This window comes from Streptomyces sp. NPDC087300 (genome assembly GCF_044744425.1).
GTDB lineage: Bacteria > Actinomycetota > Actinomycetes > Streptomycetales > Streptomycetaceae > Streptomyces.
Genome location: NZ_JBIUYI010000006.1, coordinates 703,594 through 728,247 on the forward strand (window position 1 = coordinate 703,594; position 24,654 = coordinate 728,247).

The following is a 24,654-nucleotide window of genomic DNA, read 5'->3' on the forward strand; positions in this document are numbered from 1 at the left end:
GCTGCGGGAAGCCTGAATGCAGCGCGGTGAGGTCTTGGGCGCGGAGTCGGCGGGAGAGCGAGCGGTGGGGCAGCGAGGAGGACGCGACGGTGACCCAGCGCGTGCCCGTGACGCACGGGGCGAGCGGGGCGGACGGGCCGACGACAGCGGCACCGCCGCGCACGAGGGGACCTTCGTCAGGGCGCTGCCCGTCCTGCTCCTGGTCGTCGGAGTCGTGTACGACGCGACGACACCGCCCGAATTCACCGCGGCGCCCCTGTTCACCGCGGCCCCGCTGATCGCCGCCCCCTTCTACTCGCTGCTCAACACCGTGCTGACCGGCGCGGCGGCATCGGTCGCCGTCCTGCTGCTGCACTACGGCAACTCGTTCGACAGCAACGTCGAGACCGTCACCGAGCTGATCACCGTGATGACCGTGGCGGCCCTCGCCGTCGTCATCAACCGCGTGGTGCGCCGCGGCAACGCCAGGCTCGCCACCGCGCGCTCCATCGCGGAGGCCACCCAGCGCGCCGTGCTGCCCGAACCCGATCCGCGCATCGGGGGCCTGGACATCGCGGCGCGGTACGAGGCGGCGCAGGCCGACGCGTTCATCGGCGGGGACCTCTACGCGGTGCAGGACACCCCGCACGGCGTACGGCTCATCGTCGGCGACGTGCGGGGCAAGGGCATGGGCGCGGTCGCCGCCGTCGCCGTGGTCATCGGCGCCTTCCGGGAGGCCGCCGAGCAGGAGGCCACGCTGGAGGCGGTGGCGCAGCGCCTGGAGCGGGCGCTCGCGCGCGAGGGCACCCGGCGCGACGGGCTCGACGCGTTCGAGGGGTTCACCACCGCGGTCCTCGGCGAGATCCGGCACAGCGAGAGCGTCGTACGGCTCATCAACCGCGGGCACCCGCCACCGCTGCTGCTGCGCGGGGACGGGCGGCTCTGCGTGCTCTCGGCGAGCGAGCCCGCGCTGCCGCTCGGCATGGGCGACCTGGGGACCTGGCCGGACCGCGCGGACGAGTCGGAGTTCCCGCCCGGCGCGACGCTGCTCTTCTACACGGACGGCCTGTCGGAGGCGCGCGACGCCTCGGGCGTCTTCTACGACCCGGCGGCCCGGCTGGGCGGCCGGATCTTCCCCGGTACCGACGGCCCGCACGTGCTGCTCGGCACGCTCGTGCAGGAGGTGCGGCGGCACACCGGGGGCGGGGCGACGGACGACATGGCGCTGCTCGCGGTGCGGCGGCCGATCGCGCGGGAGCGGGATGTCACCGACGGTGAGTGAGGAACACCCCTCCGCATAACAACTGACGTACTGTCAAGGGAATGTGAAGCTCCGGTGTGCGGCGCACCGGGGTCAACTCGCCCCGTTCCTCACCCCCGTGTCCCGTTAAGTACAGGCCAAGGGCGTTAACGATCAGTCGGAACGGCTTGGAATCCGCCCCCGCTGTCTATTAACGTTCGATAACGCAGCGCGGTCGTCCCAGCCGTCACTAGAGGCGGCTCCGTGCGCACGCGCCTAATCCCGCAAGGGAGCCGGGGAACCACCAACTTGGGGTGAATCGGGCCTCCGTGCATCCGTGCCGGTCGTCCGTAGGAGACCTTCCTGCTCCGAACCCGTCAGCTAACCCGGTAGGCGAGAAGGAAGGAAAGGAGTGCGCCCCAGTGGCGTCCAACCGGCCTGCCCCCCAAGCCCCGTATGTGCCGAATGACGACGACTTCGGTGGATACGACCAGGAGTCCTGGGAGGAATGGAATCCCACCGAGGAGTCCGTCCGTCCCGTCCGCGGCAGGCACCGTGTGCACAAGAAGAGCGGCGGCGGACTCGCCCGCAGCTCCACCGTTCTCGGCGTCGGCGTCATCGCCGCGGTCGGCGCGGGCGGCATCGCCACCGCGCAGGGCGGCAAGCCGCCGGTCTCCATATCCATACCCGACCTGCCGGGCGTCGGGGCCGTCGCCGACTCGCTGCCGGACGCCAAGTCCCTGCCGGGCGTCGGCTCGTTGATGTCCGACGACGCGGACTCCGCCGACACCGTCACCCACGCGGCCGCGCCGCTCACCGCCGCCGGTGTCAGCACCGACGACGCCGAGCAGGGCACCACCGACGCGGGCGAGGCACTGCGCTCGCGCATCATGCGGCAGGCCGAGAACCAGCAGGACCAGGCCGACGAGGCGGTGCGGACCGCTGCCGAGCAGGCCGCCGTCAAGAAGGCCGCGGACGAGGCCGCCGCGCAGCAGAAGGCGGCCGAGGAGAAGGCGGAGGCCAAGGCCGCCGCCAAGAAGAAGAAGGAGGAGGAGGCCCGCAAGGCCAAGGCGGAGGCCGAGCGCCTCGCGAAGCTCGCCAAGAGCTACGTCATCCCCACCTCCTCGTACACGCTGACCTCGCACTTCGGCGACTCCGGCTCGATGTGGTCCTCCGGCCACCACACCGGCCTCGACTTCGCCGCCCCGACCGGCACGCCGCTCAAGGCCGTGCACACCGGCACCGTGAAGGAAGCCGGCTGGGCGGGGTCGTACGGCTACCGCACCGTCCTGGAGCTCGAGGACGGCACGGAGATCTGGTACTGCCACCAGTCCTCGCTCAACGTCAGCGCGGGCCAGAAGGTCAGCACCGGCGACGTCATCGGCCGCGTCGGCGCGACCGGCAACGTGACGGGCCCGCACCTCCACCTGGAGGTCCACACGCCCGACGGCACCGGCATCGACCCGCTCGGCTGGCTCCAGGGCAAGGGCCTCAACCCCTGACGGAACCCGTGGGCGCGGAGCCCGCGAAGAGCCCGCCGGCTCCGCAGACCCCGAAGACCCCGGCGGTCCTGGCGACAACCCCCCGACGTCAGGGCTGCCGGTTCGGTGAGGCATGCATGGAATTCCGCTTCCGGCGGGCGCGTTGAGCAGCACATGACTTCTCTTCGCACCCTTGGCTCATCCGACCTCGAGGTCTTCCCCCTCGCCCTCGGCGGCAACGTCTTCGGCTGGACCGCCGACCGTGCCGCGTCCTTCGCCGTGCTCGACGCCTACACCGCGGCGGGCGGCAACTTCATCGACACCGCCGACGCCTACTCGGTCTGGGTGGAGGGCAACAAGGGCGGCGAGTCCGAGACCGTCATCGGCGAGTGGCTCGCCGAGCGCGGCAACCGCTCCGACGTCGTCATCGCCACGAAGGTCGGCGCCCTGCCCGAGTACAAGGGCCTCTCCGCGAGCACCATCAAGGGCGCGGCCGACGCCTCCCTGAAGCGCCTCGGCACCGACTACATCGACCTCTACTACACGCACTACGACGACCCCTCGGTCCCCGTGGAAGAGATCATCGGCACCCTCGACGAGCTGGTGCGGGCGGGCAAGGTGCGGGCCGTCGCCGCCTCCAACATCACGCCCGAGCGGCTCCAGGAGTCCCTCGACTTCTCCGACCGCGAGGGCCTCGCCCGCTACGTCGCGCTCCAGCCGCACTACAACCTCGTCTCCCGCGACACCTACGAGGGCCCGCTCCAGGAGGTCGCCTCGCGCTCCGGCCTCGCGGCCGTCCCCTACTACGCGCTCGCCTCCGGCTTCCTCACCGGCAAGTACCGCCCGGGTACGCGGGTCGAGAGCGCGCGCAGCGGCAACGCCGCGGCGTACGCGGGCACCGAGCGGGGCGACCGCGTCATCGCCGCGCTCGACGAGATCGCCACGGCGCGCGGCGCCCAGGTCGCGACGGTCGCGCTCGCCTGGCTCGCCGCCCGGCCCACCGTGGCCGCGCCGATCGCCTCCGCGCGCACGGTCGAACAGCTGCCCGCGCTGCTCGCGGTGGCGGACCTGGAGCTGACGGAGACCGAGCTCGCGGCGCTGACCGCGGCCTCCGCCTGACGCTCGCGGGGCCCTAGGAGAGGTGCCCTAGGAGAGGTAGGGGTTGTACGTCGGGGTCGCGGCCGGGCTCGTGGCCGGTGTCGGGTAGCCGTACGCCGGGTACGGCCCCGGCTGCCCGTACGGGTACCCGTAGGCGGCGTAGGGGTGCGGCGGGCGCATCGGCAGGACGACCGGCGCCGTGGCCCGCGCCGCGTACCCCAGCGAGGGCCTGGCGAGCTCGCGGCGCTCCCAGAGCTGTTCGAGCAACTCCCGCTCCCGTACGACGAAGTCGGCCCCTGCCCGGCCCCGGCGCCCCCGGTACCGCAGCAGCGCCAGCGACGTCGCGTACGCCTCGTACTCCACGACCGTGCGCGCCGCGGCCTTGCCCCAGGTGTACGAGGCGTAGTCGCGGGCCAGGCCGCGGGCGCGCATCGAGCCGAGGGCGAACGGCTCGGGCGGAGTGAGCCAGCCCGCCGCCACGTAGAGGGGGAGCTCGGTGCGGATCGTGCGCAGTTCGCGCTGCCGCGTCCAGATCGCCAGCCAGGTCAGCAGCCCGAACGAGGGCAGCATGAAGACCGCGTACACGGTGAAGAAGCCGTACTGCCCGAAGACCGCCGAGCCGTTCCACAGCGCGTGCATGCCCATCGCGAGCAGCAGCCCGGCGGGCGGCAGCAGCACCCTGCGCAGCCGCTGACGGTCGGCGCTGAGCGCCGCGATGCCAAAGCCGATGCCGGTGAAGACGGTGAACAGCGGATGCGCGAACGGCGACATGACGACCCGTACGAAGAAGGTCGCCGCGGTCACCGAGGCGAGGCCGCTCTCGCGGCTGAGCTGGTCGGTGACGAAGGCGTTGCCCAGGTAGAGGATGTTCTCGGTGAACGCGAAGCCGGTCGCGGTCACCCCGGCGATGACGACGCCGTCGACGATGCCGGTGAAGTCCCTTCTGCGGAACAGGAAGACGAGCAGCACGGCCGCCGCCTTCGCGCTCTCCTCGACGATCGGCGCGATGACGGTCGCGCCCAGGGTGTCCGCGCTGGTCGGGTCGGCGGTGGCGGTGGCTATCCAGCGGATCGCGAAGCTGTTCGCGACGATCGCGATGAGCGCGGCCGCGCAGGCCCCCCAGGAGAAGGCGAAGAGGAGGTTCCGCCAGGGGCCCGGCGCCACCCGGTCCAGCCAGCGGAACGCGGCGACGAGCAGCGGCACCGGCACGACTGCGAGGCCGAGCCCCACCAGGAAGCCCTCGGTGCCGGTCTGCTCCCTGACCAGGGCCAGGATCACCAGACCGGAGAGGGCGAGCAGCGTGACGAGCGCGGCCACGCGTATCGCGCGCCGCTGCCACCAGTGCGCGCGACGGAGCTCCCCCGGAGCGGGCGCCCCGGGTGGGAGGGGTATCGGATACGGAGGACTGATGGCCACGTCGTTGACCCTAACGAGGGATGGGGGCGGCCGCGACGGTGCCTCAGTCTCCGGTGCCGGTCTCCGTGGTCTCCGTACGGGGCTCCGCGGTGCGGCGGAAGAGCAGGTCATGGACGACGTGGCCCTTGTCGAGGCCCTGGCCCTCGAAGCGGGTGAGGGGCCGGAAGGCGGGACGTGGCGCGTATCCGCCGTCGGCCAGGGTGTTCTCGAAGTCGGGGTGCTCGGTGAGCACCTCCAGCATCTGCTCGGCGTACTCCTCCCAGTCCGTCGCGCAGTGCAGGATCGCGCCCGGCTTGAGGGCGGGCGCGGCCAGCGTCAGGAACTCCGGCTGGATCAGGCGGCGCTTGTGGTGGCGGGCCTTGGGCCAGGGGTCGGGGAAATAGACGCGCAGTCCGTCGAGGGAGGCGGGCGGGAGCATCTCGCGGAGCAGGATGATCGCGTCGCCGTTGGCCACCCGGACGTTGGTCAGTCCGTTGCGCTCGGCGAGGCCGAGGAGGTTGCCCTGGCCCGGGGTGTGCACGTCGACGGCGAGGATGCCGGTGTCCGGGTCGTCGCCGGCCATCTGGGCGGTCGCCTCGCCCATGCCGAAGCCGATCTCCAGGACGACGGGCAGCTCGGAAGGCTTCCCGTCCTCCGCCGCGAACAGCTCGGCGAGGTCCAGCGTGCGCAGGCCGTCGATGTCAAGGCCCCACTTGGGCCAGAGCCGTTGCAGGGCATCGCCCTGGCTGGTGGTCACCCGGCTGCGCCGGGGCTGGAAGCTACGGATCCGCCGCTCGTGGTGCGACCCCGCGGGATCGGGCGAAGGACCACCGGGGAACCGCGGCGCGGCCTGCGGACGACCGGTCGTCCTGGGGGCTTCGGAGGCATGGGATGAGTCAGACACAGTGCCCCGATTTTACTGTCCCGGGAGGAGGGGGCGCGCCCGACCTGTCGAGGGTGCGGGGGGCGCGGGGCGCTGCGGGTCGTGCCCCGTCAGGGGCGCGGGGAACTGCGCGACAAGCCACGACGCACCCGCGGACGAACGACAACCCGCCCCGGCCCTGCCCCCGCAGGGGGGCACAGTCAACCGCCCCGCAACGCGCCAAGCGTCAGCCGGGCGACCTCCCGGCCGATGGGCAGGGACGCCGTGGCCGCGGGCGAGGGCGCGTTCAGCACGTGGACCGTCCGCGGCCCCTCACGTATGAGGAAGTCGTCGACCAGCGTCCCGTCCCGCAGCACCGCCTGCGCCCGCACCCCGGCGGGATAGGGCACCAGATCACCGGAGTCGACCGCGGGCAGCAGCCTCCGCACCGCGTCGGTGAACGCGGACTTGGACAGGGAGCGCCGCAGCTCACCCGCCCCGTACCGCCAGTGCCTGCGGGCTATCTGCCAGGAGCCGGGCCACGCCAGGGTCCCGGCGAGCTCGCGGGGGTGCACGACCGGCCACCGGTAGCCCTCGCGGGCCAGCGCCGGCACCGCGTTCGGCCCCACGTGCACGCCTCCGTCGATGCCCCGGGTGAGGTGCACGCCGAGGAAGGGGAAGGCCGGGTCGGGCACGGGGTAGACGAGGCCGCGCACGAGCTCGGGCCTGGCCAGTTCGTAGTACTCACCCCGGAAGGGCACGATCCGCATCTGCGGGTCGTCGCCGGTGCGGCGCGCGATCTCGTCGCAGTGCAGCCCCGCGCAGTTCACCAGGACCTTCGCCCGCAGCACCGCCCCGTCCGCCGTCCGCACCGCGACGCCGAGCGCGGCGCGGCGGTCGATGTGGACGACCTCGCCGCCCGTCCCGTAGCGGATCTCGGCGCCGGAGGCGGTGGCGAGGCGCTCGGCCACCGCCCCGTAGTCACAGATGCCGGTCGTCCCGACGTGGATGGCGGCGAGGCCGCGCACCTCCGGCTCGTACTCACCGATCTGGGCGGGGCCCAGCTCGCGCACCGGAATGCCGTTCTCCCTGCCGCGCTGGACCAGGGCGTGCAGCCGGGGGAGCTCCGAGCGGTCCGTGGCGACGATCAGCTTGCCGGTGACCTCGTGCGCGATGCCGTACTCCGCGCAGAACTTGATCATCTCGGCGGCACCGCGGACCGCGTACTTCGCCTTCAGGGAGCCGGGGCGGTAGTAGATGCCGCTGTGGATCACCCCGCTGTTGCGCCCCGTCTGGTGCCTGGCCGGGGCGTCCTCCTTCTCCAGGACGGTCACCCGGGTGCCGGGAGCGGAGCGCGTCAGGGCATACGCCGTCGACAGGCCGACGATCCCGCCGCCGATCACCAGCACGTCGCAGTCGTACGCGACCTTCTTCACCGCGCCTCACCTCCCACCACAGATATTGCCCTGCGCCACTGACATCGCCCTCAAACCTGGGAGGGCGGATCATTCCCGGCCGCTCCGCGCGGGTTAACTCGGGTCCACCCGCCCGTTCACGTGCGGACCCGGTCCCGCGGGGGTGTCCGGGAGGGTTTCGGGCGTAGGGGAGGCGCACACGACCCCGTAGGGACGTGCACGCCGCCGCCGTCCGCCCGGCAGCCCTCCCGGCGGCCCCTCAGGCGGGAGCCATCAGCAACGGCCGTGCCCGCTCGCGGAGTTCCACCACACGCGGCTCGTCCCCGTAGGGCTCCAGGCGGTGCAGCAGGTCCCTCACGTACTCCGTGGTCCGCGCGGAGGAGATCCGCCCGGCGACCTCAAGGGCCCGCGTGCCCTGCTCGCAGGCCGCGTCGAGGTTCCCGGACTCCAGCTCGGCGACCGCCGACACCACCAGGCGCAGCCCGTGGGAGCGCACGAATTCCTCCGTGGGCCTGGACAGCGCCTGCTCGGTGAAGCGGCGGACCTGGCGCGGTGCCTTCAGGTCGCGGTAGCACTCTGCGGCGTCGGCCGCGAAGCGGTCGTAGGAGTAGAAGCCGAGCCAGGACGGGTCGTTGTCGCCGTCGCGGGCCCGCTCCAGCCAGCCCTCGGCGGCCCGCAGCGCGGCGCCGGCGGCCTGCGCGTCGTTGGCACGCGCGTGTGCCCGTGCCTCGACGAGCCGGAAGAAGCTCATGGTCCGCGCGGTGGCCAGGCCGCGGTTGCGTTCGAGCGCGGCCTGCGCGAGGTCGACCCCCTCGTCGCCAAAGCCGCGGTAGGTCGCCTGGAGGGACATGGAGGCGAGGACGTATCCCCCGAGGGGCACGTCCGCAGCCGCGCGCGCGAGCCGCAGTGCCTGGATGTAGTAGCGCTGGGCCGCTTCCTGCTGGCCCGTGTCGAACGCCATCCACCCGGCCAGGCGCGTCAGTTCGGCGGACGCCCCGAACAGGGCGCGGCCGACCTCGTCGGAGTACGACCCGAGCAGCAGCGGCGCCGCCTCGACGCGCAGGCACTCGGGGACCATCGACGAACGCCAGTCGCCGCCGCCGTACTTGGAGTCCCAGCGCCGCGCGTCCTCCGCGGCCTCCCGCAGCTTCAGTACGTCGCTGTGCCCGACCTTCATGGGCGCGCCGCTGTCGTCGGCGGGGACGGGTTCCCTGGAGACGTCGCGGGCGACCGAGCTGTCGGCCGGAGTTATCAACCAGCGCGAGGCGGGCGTCGCGTACGCGCTCACCGCGAAGGAGCCTGCGAGGGACTGCCAGATGCCGCCGCTGCCCGCGCGGCGGCCCGCGAGATCGAGGCGGTAGAGCTCGGTCGCCGACTTCACCGCCGCCCCGACGTCACGCGGGAAGGCGAGGCCCACCTCGGGGGCGGGGTCCGCGTCCGCGAGACCGATCTCGTGCAGCGGCACCGGGCGGCCGAGCTTCTGCCCGATGGCCGCGGCGATCAGATGGGGCGCGGCTCCCTGGGGCACCATGCCCTTGGACACCCAGCGGGCCACCGATGTCTTGTCGTATCGAAGCGTCAACCCGCGTTGAGCACCGAGGTCGTTGACCCGGCGGGCGAGTCCCGCATTGCTGATTCCCGCGAGGGCGAGAACGGTGCCGAGCTTTTCGTTCGGCCCGCGTTGCTCCCTGGACATGCGCCACCCCTCGACACAGACGGCTGCCGGGCAGTGGCTGGACCGCGCGGCATTCGTGCTGCGTTCCCCCGAAGGCGGCCGCACCCGCGGCCACGCGCACCGTGACGTGAGCCCCGGTCGTCGTGGCCGGAATCCCGGCCGCAAGAGCGTTTGGCCGATCCTCCAGGTATATGCCTCCGCGAAAACATCAGCACACACAGCGTAGTTCGCCGCATCCCAAGCGTTAAGAGGCCCAGTTCCGTATGGCGAGATTGTTGTCCGTACGGAGGTGCGGCGTCGTCACTGCGTGCTCCCGGTGTGTGGCCGTGCGCCTGTGCGTGCGCTCTTCTCCGGCCATGGCGGGAGCGCTTCCATTGACGATGCGTGGGTCGGCCCGCTGCGCTGGAGTCAGTGGGCTGGGGGACACCGCCGCCTCCATCCCCGCGGGCGGCGGACCGGTCCGGGGGGCGCACACCGCCTCCCGGACTGTGTGTTGCCCTCGAACGGTTCCTCAGTGTGCTCATCGCAGGCCGATTTGGCCGAAAAACACCCATCGAGGGAAGCGGGCATTTCGCCCATCTGTCAGTGGAGGGCAAGGAGAGGGGCATCGTTCTGCCCTTCAACCACCGCTCGCCCAGGGTGTATTCATCGCCGCGTGAGCGGCCCCGTAGCCCCTCCCGCGCGCCTCCTTCGTGGCAGCATGGGACCCCAGTTCCTTGGTGCACTGGTCGTCCCGAGCTCCGTCGGCAGCCTCGCCGGTCCCGCCGACGGTTTGTCCACAGCCTGTGGAGGCAGCGATGCGGTGGTTGGTGGGGTGGAGCAGTACCGCCGCGAGGGCCTCGGTGGTGGGCTCGGCCGGAGCCACCGGAGAGAACGGCGAGACCGTCCACCCGGTGGGCTCCCAACTCCTGTGGGGCGACCCGGATCCGCTCTGGGCGGTCGGTGACTGGCGCGCCGACGAAGTGCGCACCGTCTCGGCCGACGAACAGACCCGGATCGCCGTGCTCGGCACCTGCGGGGCGTCCGACGAGGAGCTCCGGGTGGGCCTGTTCGCCGCGCGCGGCGGCGCCCTGCGCCATCTGACCGCGTGGCCCGGCAGCTACACCGCGGTCGTCCAGGTCGGCCGCCGCGTGATGATCGCCGGCGATCTCGCGGGCGCCCGCCCGGTGTTCTACACCCCGTGGGCGGACGGCACGGCCTACGCGACCGCCGCGCTGCCCCTCGCCGACCTCATCGAGGCCCACCTCGACATCGGCCACCTCGCGGCCCTGCTCGCCGCCCCCGACGTGCCGGAGGCGCTGCACGACTCGACGCCTTACCAGGGCGTGCGGCGCGTGCCCCCGGGGCACGCGTTGATCCTGCGCGCGGGCGCACGGGAGATCGCCGGGTACGAGGCCGTCGCCTCGCTCGCCGTCGCCGCACCCTCGGCCGACGCCGACAGCGCGGTGGACGGCGTGCGCGACGCCCTCGTGGAGGCCGTACGGGCCAGGCTCACCGCCCCGCGCCACGTGCCGGGTACGGACGTCGACCCGGGCCCGGTGCCCGGCATGGGCCCCGCCGAGCGGCGCGCGGCCCGCGGCATGCCGGTGCCCGGCATCGGAGCCGACCTCTCCGGAGGACCCGCCTCGGGCACCCTCGCCCTCCTTGCGGCCGGTCTGCCCGGCATGCCCGGCACGGTCCTCGGCCACGGCACGGGCGCGGGGGAGCGGCTCCTCGCCGTCACCTTCAACGACCTCGTCGTCAACGGCCGCGAGGCCGAACTGGAACGCGCGGGCGCCATCGCGGCCAACCCCCGGCTGCACCACGTGGTGGTCGCCGCGGGCGAGGACGCCCTGCCGTACGCCGACCTGGAGGGGCCCCTGACGGACGAGCCGAGCGCCACCCTGGTGACCGCCCAGCGCCACCGCGCCAGGCTCTCCTCGGGCAGCGCGGACCACTTCACGGGCTACGGAGCCCGACAGGTGCTCGACGCCCATCCGGCCCGCCTCGCCGACCTCCTGATGGACCGCAAGCGCCGCCATCTGGTGCGCCCCGTGGCCGCGTTGGCGAAGGCCGACGGTTCGGTGCTGGTCCCCGCGCGCGTGTACGGCGCGGCCCGCAGGCTCGCCAGGACGCCGCACCGCGCGGGCGTCGAGTCGCTCGCCGACCGCCTCCTGCAGCGCCGCTTCGACGAACCGGGGGGAGCCGTGGGGGCGTCGCTCGCCGCCCTCGCGTGGGCCAGACCCGGCCCCGCCGCGCGCTGGCTGACCGGTGAGGCCCTAGCTGAAGTATCGGTTCGCCTCCAGGACACCAGGATGCGGCCGGGCGGCAGCCCGGGCCAGCGACCCGGTGACTTCCGCGCGCGGGCGGCGCTCGCCCGGCACGCCGCCGACCTGCGCGTCCTTGAGCAGGCCGCCGAGGTCCGCTTCCAGCGCCTGCACGCGCCCTTCCTGGACAACCAGGTGGTCCGCGCCTGCCGCGCCCTGCCCGAGGCGCTGCGCGTCCAGCCGGGGGCCCGCGCCGCGATCCTGCGCACGGTCCTGGAAGGCGCGGGCGTCGCCGACCTGCCGCCCGGCTGGGGCGCCCCGTCCCACGCGTCGAACGCGGCGGCGGCCCGCACCGGCCTGCGCGTGGCGGTGGACGACCTGATCGCCCTCTTCGACACCCCGCTCCTGGCGCAGGCGGGCCTGGTCGAGGCCCGGGTCGTCCGCAAGGCGCTGCGCTCGGCGGCCGAGGGCGAACCCCTGCCCCTGGACGGCCTCGCCGACCTCGTCTCCACGGAACTGTGGCTGCGCCGTCTCCTGTCGCGAAGAGGAACGTGCTGGACGGGGACTCCAGCACGACAACGGGCAGTCCCTACGGGGACCGTGGTTCCGCAGAGAGGGGCGCTAGGGGCCGGGCGCTAGGAGCCGGGCGCCGAGCGTTAGGAGCCGGGCGCAGGCCGCGCGGAGGAGACCCCGCGCCACCCGGTCGAACCGAAACCCCGCGCCCTTCGGCGCCGCGCCAGGGAGAATGGGCCGGTGCGGTACGGAATCCTGGGCGCCACCGAGGCGTACGACGAACACGGAACGCCCCTGTCGGTGGGCGGGCCGCGGTTGCGCGCCCTGCTGGCCGCCCTCGCGCTGCGGGCCGGCCGGACGACCGCCGTGGACGCGCTCATCGACGAGGTCTGGGCCGACGCGGACGACCCGCCGGCCGACGCCCCCGCCGCTCTCCAGGCCCTGGTCGGCAGGTTGCGCCGGGCCCTCGGCAGGGACGCCGTCGCGTCGGACCCGGGTGGCTACCGGCTCGCCGTCCCGCCCGACGCCGTCGACCTGCACCGTTTCGAGCGCCTCGCGCGCGAGGGCAGGGCCGTGCTCGACCGCGGGGAGCCCGAGCCCGCCGCCCGCATCCTGCGCGAGGGCCTCGCCCTGTGGCGGGGCCCCGCGCTCGCCGATCTGCCCGACCGCTCCGCGGCCACCCGGCCCGAGGCCCGGCGCGCGGAAGCCGTCCGCGCGCGGATCGAGGCGGACCTGCTGCTCGGGCACGCCCCCGACGTCGTACCGGAGCTGCGCGAGCTCACCACCGTCCATCCGTACGACGAGCCGCTGCACGCCCTCCTGATCCGCGCCCTGCGCGACGCGGGCCGCGGCGCCGACGCGCTCGCCGCCTACGAGGACGTCCGCCGCACGCTCGCGGACGGGCTCGGCGCGGATCCTGGTCCTGAACTGCGGGTGCTGCACGGTGAGTTGCTGCGGTTTCCGGAGGGGGAGGGTGTTGGGCGGTCTCGGCAGGCGGAGTCGTCGCAGCGGACCCAGCCGGCCCAGCCGGCCCAGTCGTCGCAGTCGTCGCAGTCGTCCCAGCCGACCCAGTCGTCACAACTCACGCCACTGTCCGAGTCATCGGAGTCATCGGAGCCGTCGCGCGAGCCCAGGCGTTCCGAGCGCTCCGAGCGTTCCGAGCGCCCCGAACGGCCCGCGTGGAACGGGAACATCCGCACCCGCTTGACGTCCTTCGTCGGCCGGGAACCCGAACTCGACGCCATCCGTTCGGACATGCACAGGGCCCGCCTCGTCACCCTCACCGGACCGGGCGGCTCCGGCAAGACCCGCCTCGCCGAGGAAGCCGCCGCCGGGCATCCGAAGGCCTGGATGGTCGAGCTCGCCCCGCTCGACCACCCCGAGGCGGTGCCCGGCGCTGTCGTCAGCGCGCTCGGTCTGCGCGAGACCGTGCTGATGACCAGCGAACTGACCGCCCCGCAGGACGACCCGGTCGCCCTGCTCGTCGAGTACTGCGCCCCGCGCAGCCTGCTCCTGATCCTTGACAACTGTGAACATGTGATCGACGCCGCCGCCGAGCTCGCCGAGACCCTGCTCACCCGCTGCCCGGATCTCACCGTCGTGGCCACCAGCCGCGAACCCCTGGGCGTGCCGGGCGAGTCCGTGCGCCCCGTCGAGCCGCTCCCGCCCGACCCCGCGCACCGGCTGTTCACCGAGCGGGCCGCCGCGGTGCGGCCCGGATTCGACCTCGCGCAGGACGCCGAGGCCGTCGCCGAGATCTGCCGCCGTCTGGACGGTCTGCCGCTGGCCATCGAACTGGCCGCCGCCCGGCTGCGGTTGCTCACCCCGCGCCAGATCGCCGACCGCCTCGACGACCGCTTCCGCCTCCTCACCAGCGGCAGCCGCACGGTGCTGCCCCGCCAGCAGACCCTGCGCGCCGTCGTCGACTGGTCCTGGGACCTGCTCGGCGAGGCCGAGCGCACGGTGCTGCGCGAGGTGTCCGTCTTCGCCGGCGGCTGGGACCTGGAGGCCGCCGAAGAGGTCTGCACGGGCCCGGCCACCGACCTGATCGGCGCGCTCGTCGACAAGTCCCTGATCGTCGCGACCCCCGGCGACGAGGCCGAGGACGGCGGCATGCGGTACCGCATGCTGGAGACCATCCACGAGTACGCGAGCGAGCGCGCAGCCGAGGCCCCCGAGCTGCTCGCCGCCGCGCAGGCCCGCCACCGCGCGTACTTCGGCGGGCTCGTCGCCCGCGCCGAGGCCCTGCTCCGCTCCGCGGCCCAACTGCCGTGGATCCAGCGCCTGGAGACCGAGCTCGACAACATCCGGGCGGCCCTCCAGCGCGCCCTGGACGCCGGGGCCGCGGGCGAGGCGATCCAGGTGGCCCTGAACACCGCCTGGTTCTGGTGGCTGCGCAACTACCGCAGGGAGGGCTCCGACTGGCTGGACCGCATCCTGCGCCTCGCCCCGCGGGTCACCGCCCTGCCCGAGGGCGATCCGCTCTACTGGCCGTGGATGGAGGCGCGGCTCCTGCACCTCTTCCTGGTGGAGGAGTCCAGGACGTCGGGCTCGCTCCTCGTGGAGGGCGAGGAGCGGCTGGAGTACGTGCGACAGGTGCGCCGCGCCTTCGACAGGGAGGGGCCCGAGTCCGCCCGGTTCCCCGGTCTGATCTGGCCGTTCACCATCTTCTTCACCGGCGGCCTGCCCAAGGACGCGCGCCCGGCCCTGAGCCGTTCGATCACCAACTGCCGTCGGTACGGCGGGGACTGGGAGCTCAGCGTCGTCCTGATGTTCCGTACGCACATGGCGGTCGACACCCCGGGCAACCTCCTGGGCGTCGACGAGGACCTCGAAGAGCTCAGGTCGCTGAGCCGCCGGGCCGGCGACCGCTGGCTGCGCGCGCAGGTCAGCAGCGCGACGGGCGAGGCCGCGATGGCCCGCAGCCACTACGAGGAGGCCCGCGTCGCCTTCGAGGAGGCCCTGCGGCTCGCCTACGAAGTGGGTGCCTATGCGGAGACGTCCTTCCTGATGGCCCGGCTCGCCGAACTCACCTACAACGAGGGCAGCTCCGCCATGGCGTCGAAGATGCTCGACGAGGCGACCGCCGAGGCCGATCGCTACGGGGTGGCGGACTCCCGCGCCTTCGTGCGGCTGCTGCGGGCGATGATGGCGCTCGACGAGGGCGACCCCACGCTCGCCCGCGAGCTCTGCGACGAAGCGCGCCGCGAGTCCGCGCTCGGCACCCCGCCGCCACAGTTCGCCGCGGGCATCAGTGGCCTCGAAGCCCAGGTGGTCGCCCTGAGCGAAGGCCCCGAAGCGGGCCTGCCGATCCTGGCGGACGCCCTGCGGGAGGCCGTGGAAGCGCAGTGCTCCGAGGTGATCGTGGCGTCCCTGGTGGACACCGCGGCCCGACTCCTGAGCGAGCTCGACGACCACGCGCGCGCCGCCCGCGTGCTGGCCGTCGCCACCCGGCTGCGGGCCGGCTACCGCCGCCCCGCCAAGGTCGCTTCCGACGCGAAGGAGATCGAGACGGCGGCCCGCGCCACGCTCGGCCCCGGGCGGTACGAGACGCAGGCCACCGCGGGCGCCGAGCTCACCACCGAGGACGTCCGCGCGGAACTGCTCGCGGCCGCGGGCTGACACCGGTCCGGCGGACAGCGGCCCGGCAGGGACCGGCCGGGCTGACACGGGCCCCGCGGACGACGACCCCGCGAGCAGCGGGTCAGGTGCAGCGCAGCCGGGACTGCGCCCAGTCCGCGAGCGCCACCGAGGAGAACGGCGTGTGCGGCTCGACGACGAGCCTGACCGTCTTGCGCCCGGTCAGGTTCACCTGCACGGGCAGCGCGGGGTCGCCGCCCTTGACCAGCGGCGACTGCCACAGCCGCGCCCCGTCCGCGTACACGGAGAAGCGCACCTCGCCCAGGCCCATCGTCATGTCGTCGACACCGACGACCGCGTCGTACGTCGAGCAGCTGCGGTTCAGGTCGATCGTGACGGAGGACTCCCCGTGCACGGTCACCCCGTGCCCGTAGTTCTTGTCCGCGATCGAAAGACCCCAGCGCTGCCACACCCAGCTGCTCTCGCCGATCCGCATCTCGGGCTTGGTGCCGTCGCCCATCGCGCCGTACTGCAGCTCGTTCCACTGGTAGATCTTCGGCGCGGGCGGCGGGGTCGGCGAAGGGGTGGGCTTCGGCGGCGGGGTCGGGGTGGGCTTCGGCTTCGGCGGGGGCGGCGGCTTCGGCTTGGGCTTCTCCTTCGCGGGAGGCTTCGGCTTCGGCGTGGGGGTGGGCTTCGGGGTCGGCTTGGGCGCGGGCGGCGGCGGGGTCGGCTTGGGCTTCGGCTTCGGGGGCGGCGGCTTCTGCGGCACGATCGACTCGGAGACCGCGGGCTCCTTGGCCTTCGGCGGCGGGTCCGCCTTGGGCTTGCCGCCACCGCCGGTCAGGGCGATCGCCGCGGCGACCCCGGCCGCCACCACGACACTCGCCGCGATGCCCGCCTTCGCCGGGGCACCGAGCCCCTCGGAGGCGGCGGCACCACCGCTCGCGGCACCTCCGGACGACGAGCCGCCCGCGGCGGCCGCTCCCGCGGCTCCCGCGGCACCGGCCCCCACCGTGCCGCCGCCGATGAGCGCGGCCACCTTCGCGTACCCGGCGGCGCCGAACCAGCCGATGACCGCGATCGGCACGACCCCCGGGATGCCGTTGGCGACTTCCTTGATCTGGCCCGCCGCGAGGCGGCACTTGGCGCACTCCTCCAGGTGCTTGCGCAGCCCGCGCTCGGCCCGGGTACGCAGGCCGCCGCGGGCGTAGGCGCCGAGCCGGTCCGCGTAGCGCGCGCACTCCTCGCTCTCGGTCAGCGTGGCGCTCACGTGCGCCTGGAGGTAGGCCTGCTTGAGGCCCTCGCGGGCACGGCTCGCGAGCACCCGCGTGCCGTTCGCGTCCAGGCCGAAGAGCGTGGCGACCTCGCTGGGCGACTCGTCCTCGATCTCCGTGTGCCACAGCACGGCCTGCCAGCGCTCCGGCAGGCTCCGGAAGGCCTGCATGGCCATGGACTGCTCGGCCTCGTGCATCGCGCGGACGTCCGCGCCCAGGTCGAGCGTGTCGTCGTCGGAGACCTCGGCGCCACGGGCCGCCTGGGCGGCGAACACCGCGAAGTCGTCGACGAGTTGCTCGCGCTTGGCCGACTTGGTCCACCCTGCCGCCACCCGCCTGACCGTGGTCAGCAGATAGGCGCGCACGGCGTGCTCGGGACCGCTGCCGCCGCGCACCGCCTGCAACATGCGGGCGAACACTTCGGCGGTGAGGTCGTCGGCGGTGTGCGCGTCACGGCAGCAGGTGCGGGCGTACCGGCGGACGGCCTCGGCGTGCCTGCGGTACAGCTCCTCGTACGCGGAGTCGTCGCCCGCGCGCATGCCGGCGATCAGATCGGCGTCGGGAAGAGGCGTTTCACCAGCCCCGGGCGGCATCGCGCCCGCGCCGCCCGCACGCTGCGAGGGCACGCTGGGATCGGCACCGGACAGCGGGTCCCCGGCGTCGGACGCCGGGTCGGTGGCACCGGACGTCGGTTCCGTGGCACCGGTCATCGGGTCCGTGACGTCCGCGGGGGCACCGGCACCGGCCGGATGCGCGGTGCCGCCGCCGGGACCGCCCTGGCTCGGCACCTGCCGGGAGGGCAGCCCGCCGGTCTCCGTGCCTCCGCTCGCGGCGGGGGCCTCCTCGCCGAAACCTGCGGACGGCTCGTCCCGACCGTCAACACTCATCGCGGAACGCCCCCGGTTGCACACTCAGACCCGACCACCGGGAAAGAGTGCCACACGGCCGCGCTCAGGCCGACAGCGATGACGGGCAACCACCCGTCCGGGGCGACTTCCCGTATTCGAGCACTACCGTTCACCCATTCGGGGAAGGCTCAACAACCGCTTCTGTCACCGGAGTTGAGCCTCCACCGGATGGAATGGGTGCCCAGGCGAACCGATCCGGCTACACGGGCCGCGAACGCAGCCCTTCGAGCAGGATGTCGAGCAGCCGCGAAGAGGCCGCCGCCTGCTGCGCCGCGTCCGGCAGCGAGGGCGCCGCCGTCGCTATCACGAGGAGCACGTCCGACACCGTCACGTCCGGACGCAGCTCACCCGCGGCACGGGCCCGGTCCACGAGCCTTCCGACGACGTCGAGCAGCGTCGCCGCCCCCGCGTCGTCACCCGCGAGCGCGACCGTCGACTCCTCGACGGGCGCCTGGCGCTGTTCGATCAGACGCAGCTCGGGAGAGTCCGTGACCGACTGCCGCTGCTGCGGCACCCGCGCCTCGTCCTCCTGCGGGGCGCCCTCCTCGACGCCCACCCGCAGCACCTGCGGCGGCAGCAGCCGGCCCGCACCCGATGCCACGGACGTCCGCAGGAAGCGCGAGAGCGCCGACCACGGCTCGTCCTCCTGCCCGAGCGCCGCACGCGCCTGGTCCGTCAGCCGGGAGGTCTCCTCCTCGGCTATGCGCCGGACCAGCACGTCCTTGCTCGGGAAGCGTCGGTACACCGTGCCGACGCCGACCCGCGCGCGACGCGCGACGTCTTCCATCGGCGCGCCGTAACCCAGCTCGCCGAAGACCTCGCGTGCCGCCCGAAGTACATGTTCGAGATTGCGCTGTGCGTCGACACGCAGTGGCGTCGTGCGCGCTCCTTCCCCCATGTCACGTCCGTTCCCGCTCGGGCCGACGGCTGATGCCGATGCGGCAGCGGAAGTCCAGTGGGTCTCCTGAATGTGCATACACGTTCCCCCGGTAATGACGTCTCCCCCCGGAGACACTCCCCGCCATTGGCAACCGGAGTGTGAGGAGCGAGCCCTTCCGCGAGCCTGGATTCTCGGCCCGACGAGCGCATCCCCCGACACCCCGACGTCACACGAACATAGTTGAGCCAGAGTCAATTCAGAAGAGGCGGGTTCCGCACGGGGCGCCCCCCGATCGGAGTACGCACCTTTTCAGGCCGTATCGCACCCCACCCCGGTACCCCCTCCCCACCCGCTGACCTGCATACCTTTCACGAGCCTCGGCGGGCAGGCGACCGCCCGCCGCGCGCCGCCTCCGGTCACACAAATTGCCGGGCCTGTGGACAAACTCGGGAGCCGGGTGCGTCATGGGATGGTGAAGGCTGCGATCTCCCGGGGGACGACCCCCGCATCCCCGGACCCTGTGCGCGTTCTCGTCGTCGGCGGCGGCTACGTCGGCATGTACACCGCGCTGCGCCTCCAGCGGAAGCTGAAGCCGGAGCTCAAGCGGGGTGAGGTCGAGATCGTCATGATCACGCCCGATCCGTACATGACCTATCAGCCGTTCCTGCCCGAGGCGGCCGCGGGATCCATCTCGCCGCGCCACGTCGTCGTCCCGCTGCGCCGTGTCCTCGACAAGTGCCGCATCGTCATCGGCGAGGTCCGCTCGGTCGACCACGCCAAGCGCACCGCGACCTTCACCACGCTCGCCACCGAGGAGGAGGGCGCGGGCCCCGTCGACATGACCTACGACGAGATCGTCATGGCGCCCGGCTCCATCGCCCGCACCCTGCCGGTGCCGGGACTCGCCGAGTACGCCATCGGTTTCAAGACCGTCGAAGAGGCCATCGGGCTGCGCAACCACGTCATCGAGCAGATGGACATCGCCTCGTCGACCCGCGACCCCGGAGTCCGCGACGCGGCCCTGACCTTCGTCTTCGTGGGCGGCGGCTACGCGGGCGTCGAGGCGCTCGGCGAGCTGGAGGACATGGCGCGCTACGCCGCGCGGTACTACCACAACGTCAAGGCCGACGACATGAAGTGGATCCTCGTCGAGGCGTCGGACCGGATCCTGCCCGAGGTCGGCGCGGAGATGGGCAAGTACACCGTGCGCGAGCTGCGACGGCGCAATATCGACGTACGCCTGGAGACCCGCCTTGACTCGTGCGAGGACCGCGTCGCGGTGCTCAGCGACGGCGCGCGCTTCCCCACCAGGACCGTCGTCTGGACCGCGGGCGTCAAACCGCACCCCGTGCTCGCCGCGTCCGGACTGCCGCTGAACGAACGCGGCCGCCTCAAGTGCACCGCACAGCTGACCGTCGAGGGCACCACGCACGCGTGGGGCGCGGGCGACGCGGCCGCCGTCCCCGACGTCACCGCCGGCGAACCCGGCAAGGAGTGCGCGCCCAACGCCCAGCACGCGGTACGCCAGGCCAAGGCCCTCGGCGACAACATCACCGCGGCCGTGCGCGAGCAGCCCCTCCAGGAGTACACGCACAAATACGTCGGCTCCGTGGCGTCATTGGGACTGCACAAAGGCGTCGCACACGTCTACGGACGCAAGCTGAAGGGCTACCCTGCCTGGTTCATGCACCGCGTCTACCACTTGAGCAGAGTGCCGACCATCAACCGCAAGTCCCGTGTACTCGCCGAATGGATCCTGTCCGGCCTGTTCAAACGCGAGATCGTCTCCCTGGGGTCGCTCGAGCACCCCCGTGCGGAGTTCGAACTCGCGGCCGGGGGCAAGCGCCCGAAGGAGTCCTCCTGACCGGAGGCAGGAACTGCCCGCACAGGACCGGCGTCTGACGGATGTCAGTCCGGTCGGCCAGACTGTTCGTGTGACCATGGGCGGGCCGTCAGGCCGACACCGGGGCCGTACGCCCCTCGACATGCTGTGTTTCCGATCCAGAAGCGACACCACGAGGCCTACCGCAGTGAACTTCACGCGCTGGAGCGCCCGGCTCCCCGGAACGCAGCGCCGCGCAGCAGCGCGGACCGAACAGGGGACCTCCCCGGCACCGCGGGGCGAGAGCTCCGTCCCCGCCGCCCGCGCCGAGCGGCCCGGCCACGGACCGGGCCCGCTGCCCGTCGGCGAGATCGACGAACTGCCCGTACGCGAGGTCCTCGACCACATCCCGGCCCTCGTCGCCCTCGTGCACGGCGCCGACCACCGCATCGCGTACGTCAACGACGCGTACGTCGCCGCCTTCGGCCCCCGCCCCGTCGGCGAGCCCGCGCGCGCCGCGCTGCCCGAGCTCGACGAACTGGGCCTGCTGCCGCTCCTGGACCAGGTGCTGCGCAGCTCCAAGCCGCGCACCGTCAAGTCCCGCAAGGCGCCAGGCGGCCGCTCGTACACCTTCACCTGCACGCCCGTGACGCTGCCGCTCGGCGGCTCGGCCGCGGGCCCCGAAGAGGGCGGCGGCGTCCTGGTGTTCGCCGCCGACGTCACCGACCACGCCGAGGCCGCCGAGCGCCTGCGCACCAGCGAGCGCGCCCAGCGCGAGACGGCCGTCACCCTCCAGAAGTCCCTGCTGCCCCAGGAGCTGGAGCAGCCCGACGACCTGCGCATCGCCGCCACGTACCAGCCGGGCGGCACCGAGGCCGCGGTCGGCGGCGACTGGTACGACGTGATCACCCTCGGCGGCGGCCGCACCGCCCTCGTCATCGGCGACGTGATGGGCCGCGGCGTGCGCGCGGCGGCCGTCATGGGCCAGCTCCGCACGGCCGTGCGCGCCTACGCCCGCCTCGACCTGCCCCCGCACGAGGTCCTCCAGCTCCTGGACGGCCTCGCCGCCGAGATCGACGCTAGCCAGATCGCCACCTGTGTCTACGCGGTGCACGACCCGAACGAGGGAAGCCTCGTCTACGCGTCCGCGGGGCACCTGCCGATCCTCGTACGCGACGAGAACGGCGTGATCCACCGCGCCGAGGAGCCCACCGGCCCGCCGCTCGGCACCGGAGGCTGGATGCACACGTCGGGTTCCGTGCCGCTCAGCCCCGGCTCGACCGCCGTCCTCTACACGGACGGCCTGGTGGAGCGGCGCAGCGAGGACATCGACGAGGGAGTGGCCTCCCTGGAGCGCGCCCTCGCCGGCGCGACCGGCACCCCCCAGGTGGTGTGCGACCGGCTGATCCGCGCCCTCGGGGTGACGGCCGACCACGACGACGACGTGGCCGTCCTGGTCCTCCAGCACCCGGCCCGCAAGGGCACCGACGCGGAGCTGTTCCGCAACGCGGCCCTGGAGCTGCTCGGCGGCGTGGAAGCGGCGCCCCGCGCGCGTGCCTTCGCCACCGGTGTCCTCGCCAGCTGGCGCTTCTCGCCCGAGCTGCACGACCTCGGCGTCCTGGCGGCCAGCGAGCTGGTCGCCAACTCCCTCCAGCACGGCACCCCGCCGATGCGCCTTCGCCTGCGCCGCACCGACCGCCGCCTGATCATCGAGGTCACCGACGGCGACGACCACCTGCCGCGCCGCCGCCGCGCCGAACCGGCCGACGAGGCGGGCCGCGGCATCGCCATCGTCGCCACGATCGCGTCGAGCTGGGGCTCGCGCCGCACGCCGGGCGGCGGCAAGGCGGTCTGGTGCGAATTCGCCCTCCCACGCGCGTAGGCCCCGGTTCGGAAACCGGGGCCTACGGAGAGGGTGCTTTTCGGGGTCGGCCCGCTCAGGAGCCCGTGGTGACCGGCTCGGGCGCGCCCTGCGCGACGACCCGGCTGCTCTCCTTGTACGGGTGGTTCTGCGCGGGCGTGAGCCGGCGCCCGAGCCGCAGCGCGAGCACGGTGATGCCCAGCGAGAACAGCAGGAACGTCACGATGTACGGCGCGTGCAGCGTGGCACCCATCGGCCCGCCCACGGCCGGACCCACCGCCAGGGCCAGCTGCTTGACCAGCGCGAAGGCCGAGTTGTAGCGCCCGACCATGGACTCCGGCGCGAGATCGGCGACCAGCGGGGCGACGGTCGGCGCGAGCATCGTCTCGCCGAGGCCGAACAGGGCGTACGTCGAGATGAACGCGGCGGTGGCCATGGCCTGGCTGCCGTGCCCCATGCCCGCGTAGCCGGCGGCGATCCACGCCACGGCCCAGATGAGTCCCACGGACGCGATGACCTGGGAGCGCTTGCGCCGCTCGACGAACCGCAGGACCGCGAACTGCGCGATCACGATGGCGCCGGTGTTCGCGGCGAGGGCGATGCCGAGCGTCGAGGGCGAGATGCCCGCGGCCTCCACGCCGTACGCCGACAGGCCCGACTCGAACTGGCCGTAGCAGGCGAAGAAGACCACGAAGCCCAGGATGCAGAGCTGCACCATGGCGCGGTTGCGGAAGACGTCCTTCAGGCTGCCCCGCGCCTGCGGGGTGGCATCGGCGATCCGCGCCGAACGGGGCATGCGCCCGGTCAGCATCACGGCGATGAGGACCAGGAAGATGACCGTCTCGATGGCGAAGAGCAGCGTGAAGTCGCCGGGCCGCTCGTGCTTCACGATCTGGCCGCCGATGAGGCCGCCGACGCCGAGGCCCAGGTTCTGGAGGAAGAACTGGGTGGCGAAGGCGCGCGTACGGGTGTCCGGGGTGGAGCACTCCACGATCATCGTGGCCAGCGCGGGCTGCATCACGGCCTGACCGGCGCCGAGCAGACCGGCCGAGACGAGGACGAGCTCGGGGCTGCTGGAGAGCCCGAGGCTCATGGCACCCACGGCGGCGGTGAACAGCGCGGCGATCAGTACGGGCAGCGGCCCCCGCCGGTCGATGGTCCGACCGGAGAAGGGCAGCACGATCACCGCGGCCACCGCGAAGGCGGCGAGCACCAGGCCCGCCGTCACCGCACCAAGATCCCGGACCTGCGCCACGTAGACGTACAGGAAGGGGACGGTAAAGCCGAGACCGAACGCACTCAATGCGTTGCCCACGTGGATCCGGCGCATCTGCGCGCCCATCGCCCTGGTCACTTTCACCTGCCTTAGGAGTTAGACGTGAAGACTTCGAAGCTAAAGTTAGGATCTAAACAATACACACTGAAGGACTTCAACGCCAAGCGGGGGCGTGCCATACTCGGCCCATGGGTGACACCCCCGGCCCACGTGAGCCGACACTTGAAGAGCAGATCGCCGCGTACCAGCGGGAGTTCCAGGACCTCGACCCCCAGGTCGAGGAGATCGTCTCGGCCCTCGGCCGCCTGAACCGCCGCATGAACGTCGCCTACGGCCGCCAGACCGCGACCCTCGGCATCAGCAACGCCGAGTGGGAGGTCCTCAAGGCCCTGGTCCTCTCCGGCGCCCCGTACCAAATGGGACCCGGCGAGCTGGCCAAGCGCCTCGGCCTCACCCCGGCGGCCATGACCCACCGCATCGACCGCATGGTCGGGGAGGGGCTGGTCACCAGGGACCGCGACGAGACCAACCGCGTCCGCGTGATCGTGGAGCTGACGGCGGAGGGCCGCGAGAAGTGGCTGGAGGCGATGCGCCTCGCCACGGTCTTCGAGGAGGACCTCCTCCAGGACCTGTCCCCGGAGGAGCGCGGTGTCCTGGGAGAAGTACTGACCCGGCTGCTGCGCCGGGTGGAGCACGCCCAGCCGGACGCCGGCGGCCGCCTCACCGACCTGGACTGAAGGGCCCGCGGCCGGTCCGGCACCGGCCACGGATCCGTCCACCTGCGAAGGTTGACAGCCACCCGCCCGATCCGTAAGGTTCTTCGGGTTGCCACAGAGCCGTAACGGTTCTGCGACAGCACATCCGCCGCCTTCGAGCGGCAAACCAAACTCTGCACAACCTCCCAACGGAACGCATTCGGCATGCCCGAATTCATTTCCGAGACCCGATTATGAGTCGCCGGGAAAACCCGCTAGAGTTCTGGACGCCGGAACGGCCCAACAGCCGGGAAGACAACCCCACTTCGACTGGGAATCGGGCCCGAAAGGATCTGATAGAGTCGGACTCGCCGGAAAGGGAAACGCGAAAGCCGAAAGGCCGGAGCGGGAACCGGAAAGGCACCGAGGAAGTCGGACACGAAAGAGTCTGATAG

15 protein-coding genes and 1 riboswitch are annotated in these 24,654 nt (G+C 72.9%); of the genes, 8 read left to right on the forward strand and 7 right to left on the reverse strand.

The features are described from left to right. Window positions 1–16: 16 nt before the first annotated feature. From ACIO9J_RS28265 to ACIO9J_RS28275, 3 genes are all read left to right on the forward strand, one after another. The gene (locus ACIO9J_RS28265; protein WP_402005330.1) at window positions 17–1,261 is read left to right on the forward strand and encodes a PP2C family protein-serine/threonine phosphatase; all 1,245 of its coding nucleotides are present in this window, start codon (window positions 17–19) and stop codon (window positions 1,259–1,261) included. A 221-nt stretch (window positions 1,262–1,482) separates the two neighbouring features. Beyond that, window positions 1,483–1,630, forward strand: a riboswitch (cyclic di-AMP (ydaO/yuaA leader). A gap of 11 nt (window positions 1,631–1,641) precedes the next feature. Then, on the forward strand, window positions 1,642–2,721 hold the full coding sequence (locus ACIO9J_RS28270; RefSeq protein ID WP_402005333.1) for a M23 family metallopeptidase: 1,080 nt from the start codon (window positions 1,642–1,644) through the stop codon (window positions 2,719–2,721). Window positions 2,722–2,874: 153 nt separating this feature from the next. Further along, a complete protein-coding gene (locus ACIO9J_RS28275; protein WP_402005336.1) occupies window positions 2,875–3,819 on the forward strand; it encodes an aldo/keto reductase in 945 nt (314 codons plus the stop codon). Between the two features lie 27 nt (window positions 3,820–3,846). Here ACIO9J_RS28275 and ACIO9J_RS28280 read toward each other — a convergent pair whose 3' ends face one another. The 4 genes from ACIO9J_RS28280 to ACIO9J_RS28295 form a co-directional block, all read right to left on the reverse strand. After that, window positions 3,847–5,214 carry a PrsW family intramembrane metalloprotease gene (locus tag ACIO9J_RS28280; RefSeq protein WP_402005338.1) on the reverse strand — a complete coding sequence of 456 codons (1,368 nt, stop codon included), beginning with the start codon at window positions 5,212–5,214 and terminating at the stop codon, window positions 3,847–3,849. A gap of 43 nt (window positions 5,215–5,257) precedes the next feature. Then, complete coding sequence (trmB, locus tag ACIO9J_RS28285; protein ID WP_402005341.1) at window positions 5,258–6,097, reverse strand: tRNA (guanosine(46)-N7)-methyltransferase TrmB; 840 nt, start codon at window positions 6,095–6,097, stop codon at window positions 5,258–5,260. A gap of 179 nt (window positions 6,098–6,276) precedes the next feature. Then, a complete protein-coding gene (lhgO, locus tag ACIO9J_RS28290; protein WP_402005344.1) occupies window positions 6,277–7,491 on the reverse strand; it encodes an L-2-hydroxyglutarate oxidase in 1,215 nt (404 codons plus the stop codon). A 238-nt stretch (window positions 7,492–7,729) separates the two neighbouring features. Continuing rightward, window positions 7,730–9,166 carry an MFS transporter gene (locus ACIO9J_RS28295; RefSeq protein WP_402005347.1) on the reverse strand — a complete coding sequence of 479 codons (1,437 nt, stop codon included), beginning with the start codon at window positions 9,164–9,166 and terminating at the stop codon, window positions 7,730–7,732. Between the two features lie 776 nt (window positions 9,167–9,942). Here ACIO9J_RS28295 and ACIO9J_RS28300 point away from each other — a divergent pair. Together ACIO9J_RS28300 and ACIO9J_RS28305 are read left to right on the forward strand one after the other, a co-directional pair. Further along, window positions 9,943–12,030, forward strand: coding sequence for an asparagine synthase-related protein (locus tag ACIO9J_RS28300; protein WP_402005350.1), 2,088 nt, complete (start codon window positions 9,943–9,945; stop codon window positions 12,028–12,030). Window positions 12,031–12,144: 114 nt separating this feature from the next. Then, window positions 12,145–15,525: an AfsR/SARP family transcriptional regulator gene (locus ACIO9J_RS28305; protein ID WP_402005353.1), complete on the forward strand. Its 3,381-nt coding sequence runs from the start codon at window positions 12,145–12,147 to the stop codon at window positions 15,523–15,525. A gap of 82 nt (window positions 15,526–15,607) precedes the next feature. Here the strand turns inward: ACIO9J_RS28305 and ACIO9J_RS28310 are convergent, their stop codons facing one another. Together ACIO9J_RS28310 and ACIO9J_RS28315 are read right to left on the reverse strand one after the other, a co-directional pair. Beyond that, window positions 15,608–17,644 (reverse strand): sigma-70 family RNA polymerase sigma factor, encoded by a 2,037-nt coding sequence (locus ACIO9J_RS28310; RefSeq protein WP_402005356.1) that lies wholly within the window; start codon window positions 17,642–17,644, stop codon window positions 15,608–15,610. Between the two features lie 220 nt (window positions 17,645–17,864). After that, window positions 17,865–18,641, reverse strand: coding sequence for a TetR/AcrR family transcriptional regulator (locus ACIO9J_RS28315; RefSeq protein ID WP_402005359.1), 777 nt, complete (start codon window positions 18,639–18,641; stop codon window positions 17,865–17,867). A 373-nt stretch (window positions 18,642–19,014) separates the two neighbouring features. Between ACIO9J_RS28315 and ACIO9J_RS28320 the strand changes: the two genes are divergently transcribed. Both ACIO9J_RS28320 and ACIO9J_RS28325 read left to right on the forward strand, forming a co-directional pair. After that, a complete protein-coding gene (locus ACIO9J_RS28320) occupies window positions 19,015–20,409 on the forward strand; it encodes an NAD(P)/FAD-dependent oxidoreductase (RefSeq protein WP_402005362.1) in 1,395 nt (464 codons plus the stop codon). Window positions 20,410–20,575: 166 nt separating this feature from the next. Next, window positions 20,576–22,249 (forward strand): SpoIIE family protein phosphatase, encoded by a 1,674-nt coding sequence (locus tag ACIO9J_RS28325; RefSeq protein ID WP_402005365.1) that lies wholly within the window; start codon window positions 20,576–20,578, stop codon window positions 22,247–22,249. A 55-nt stretch (window positions 22,250–22,304) separates the two neighbouring features. Here the strand turns inward: ACIO9J_RS28325 and ACIO9J_RS28330 are convergent, their stop codons facing one another. After that, window positions 22,305–23,582, reverse strand: coding sequence for an MDR family MFS transporter (locus ACIO9J_RS28330; RefSeq protein WP_402005368.1), 1,278 nt, complete (start codon window positions 23,580–23,582; stop codon window positions 22,305–22,307). Between the two features lie 110 nt (window positions 23,583–23,692). Between ACIO9J_RS28330 and ACIO9J_RS28335 the strand changes: the two genes are divergently transcribed. Then, entirely contained in the window at window positions 23,693–24,241 is a 549-nt protein-coding gene (locus ACIO9J_RS28335) for a MarR family winged helix-turn-helix transcriptional regulator (protein ID WP_402005371.1), read from the forward strand. The last annotated feature ends 413 nt before the right edge of the window (window positions 24,242–24,654 follow it).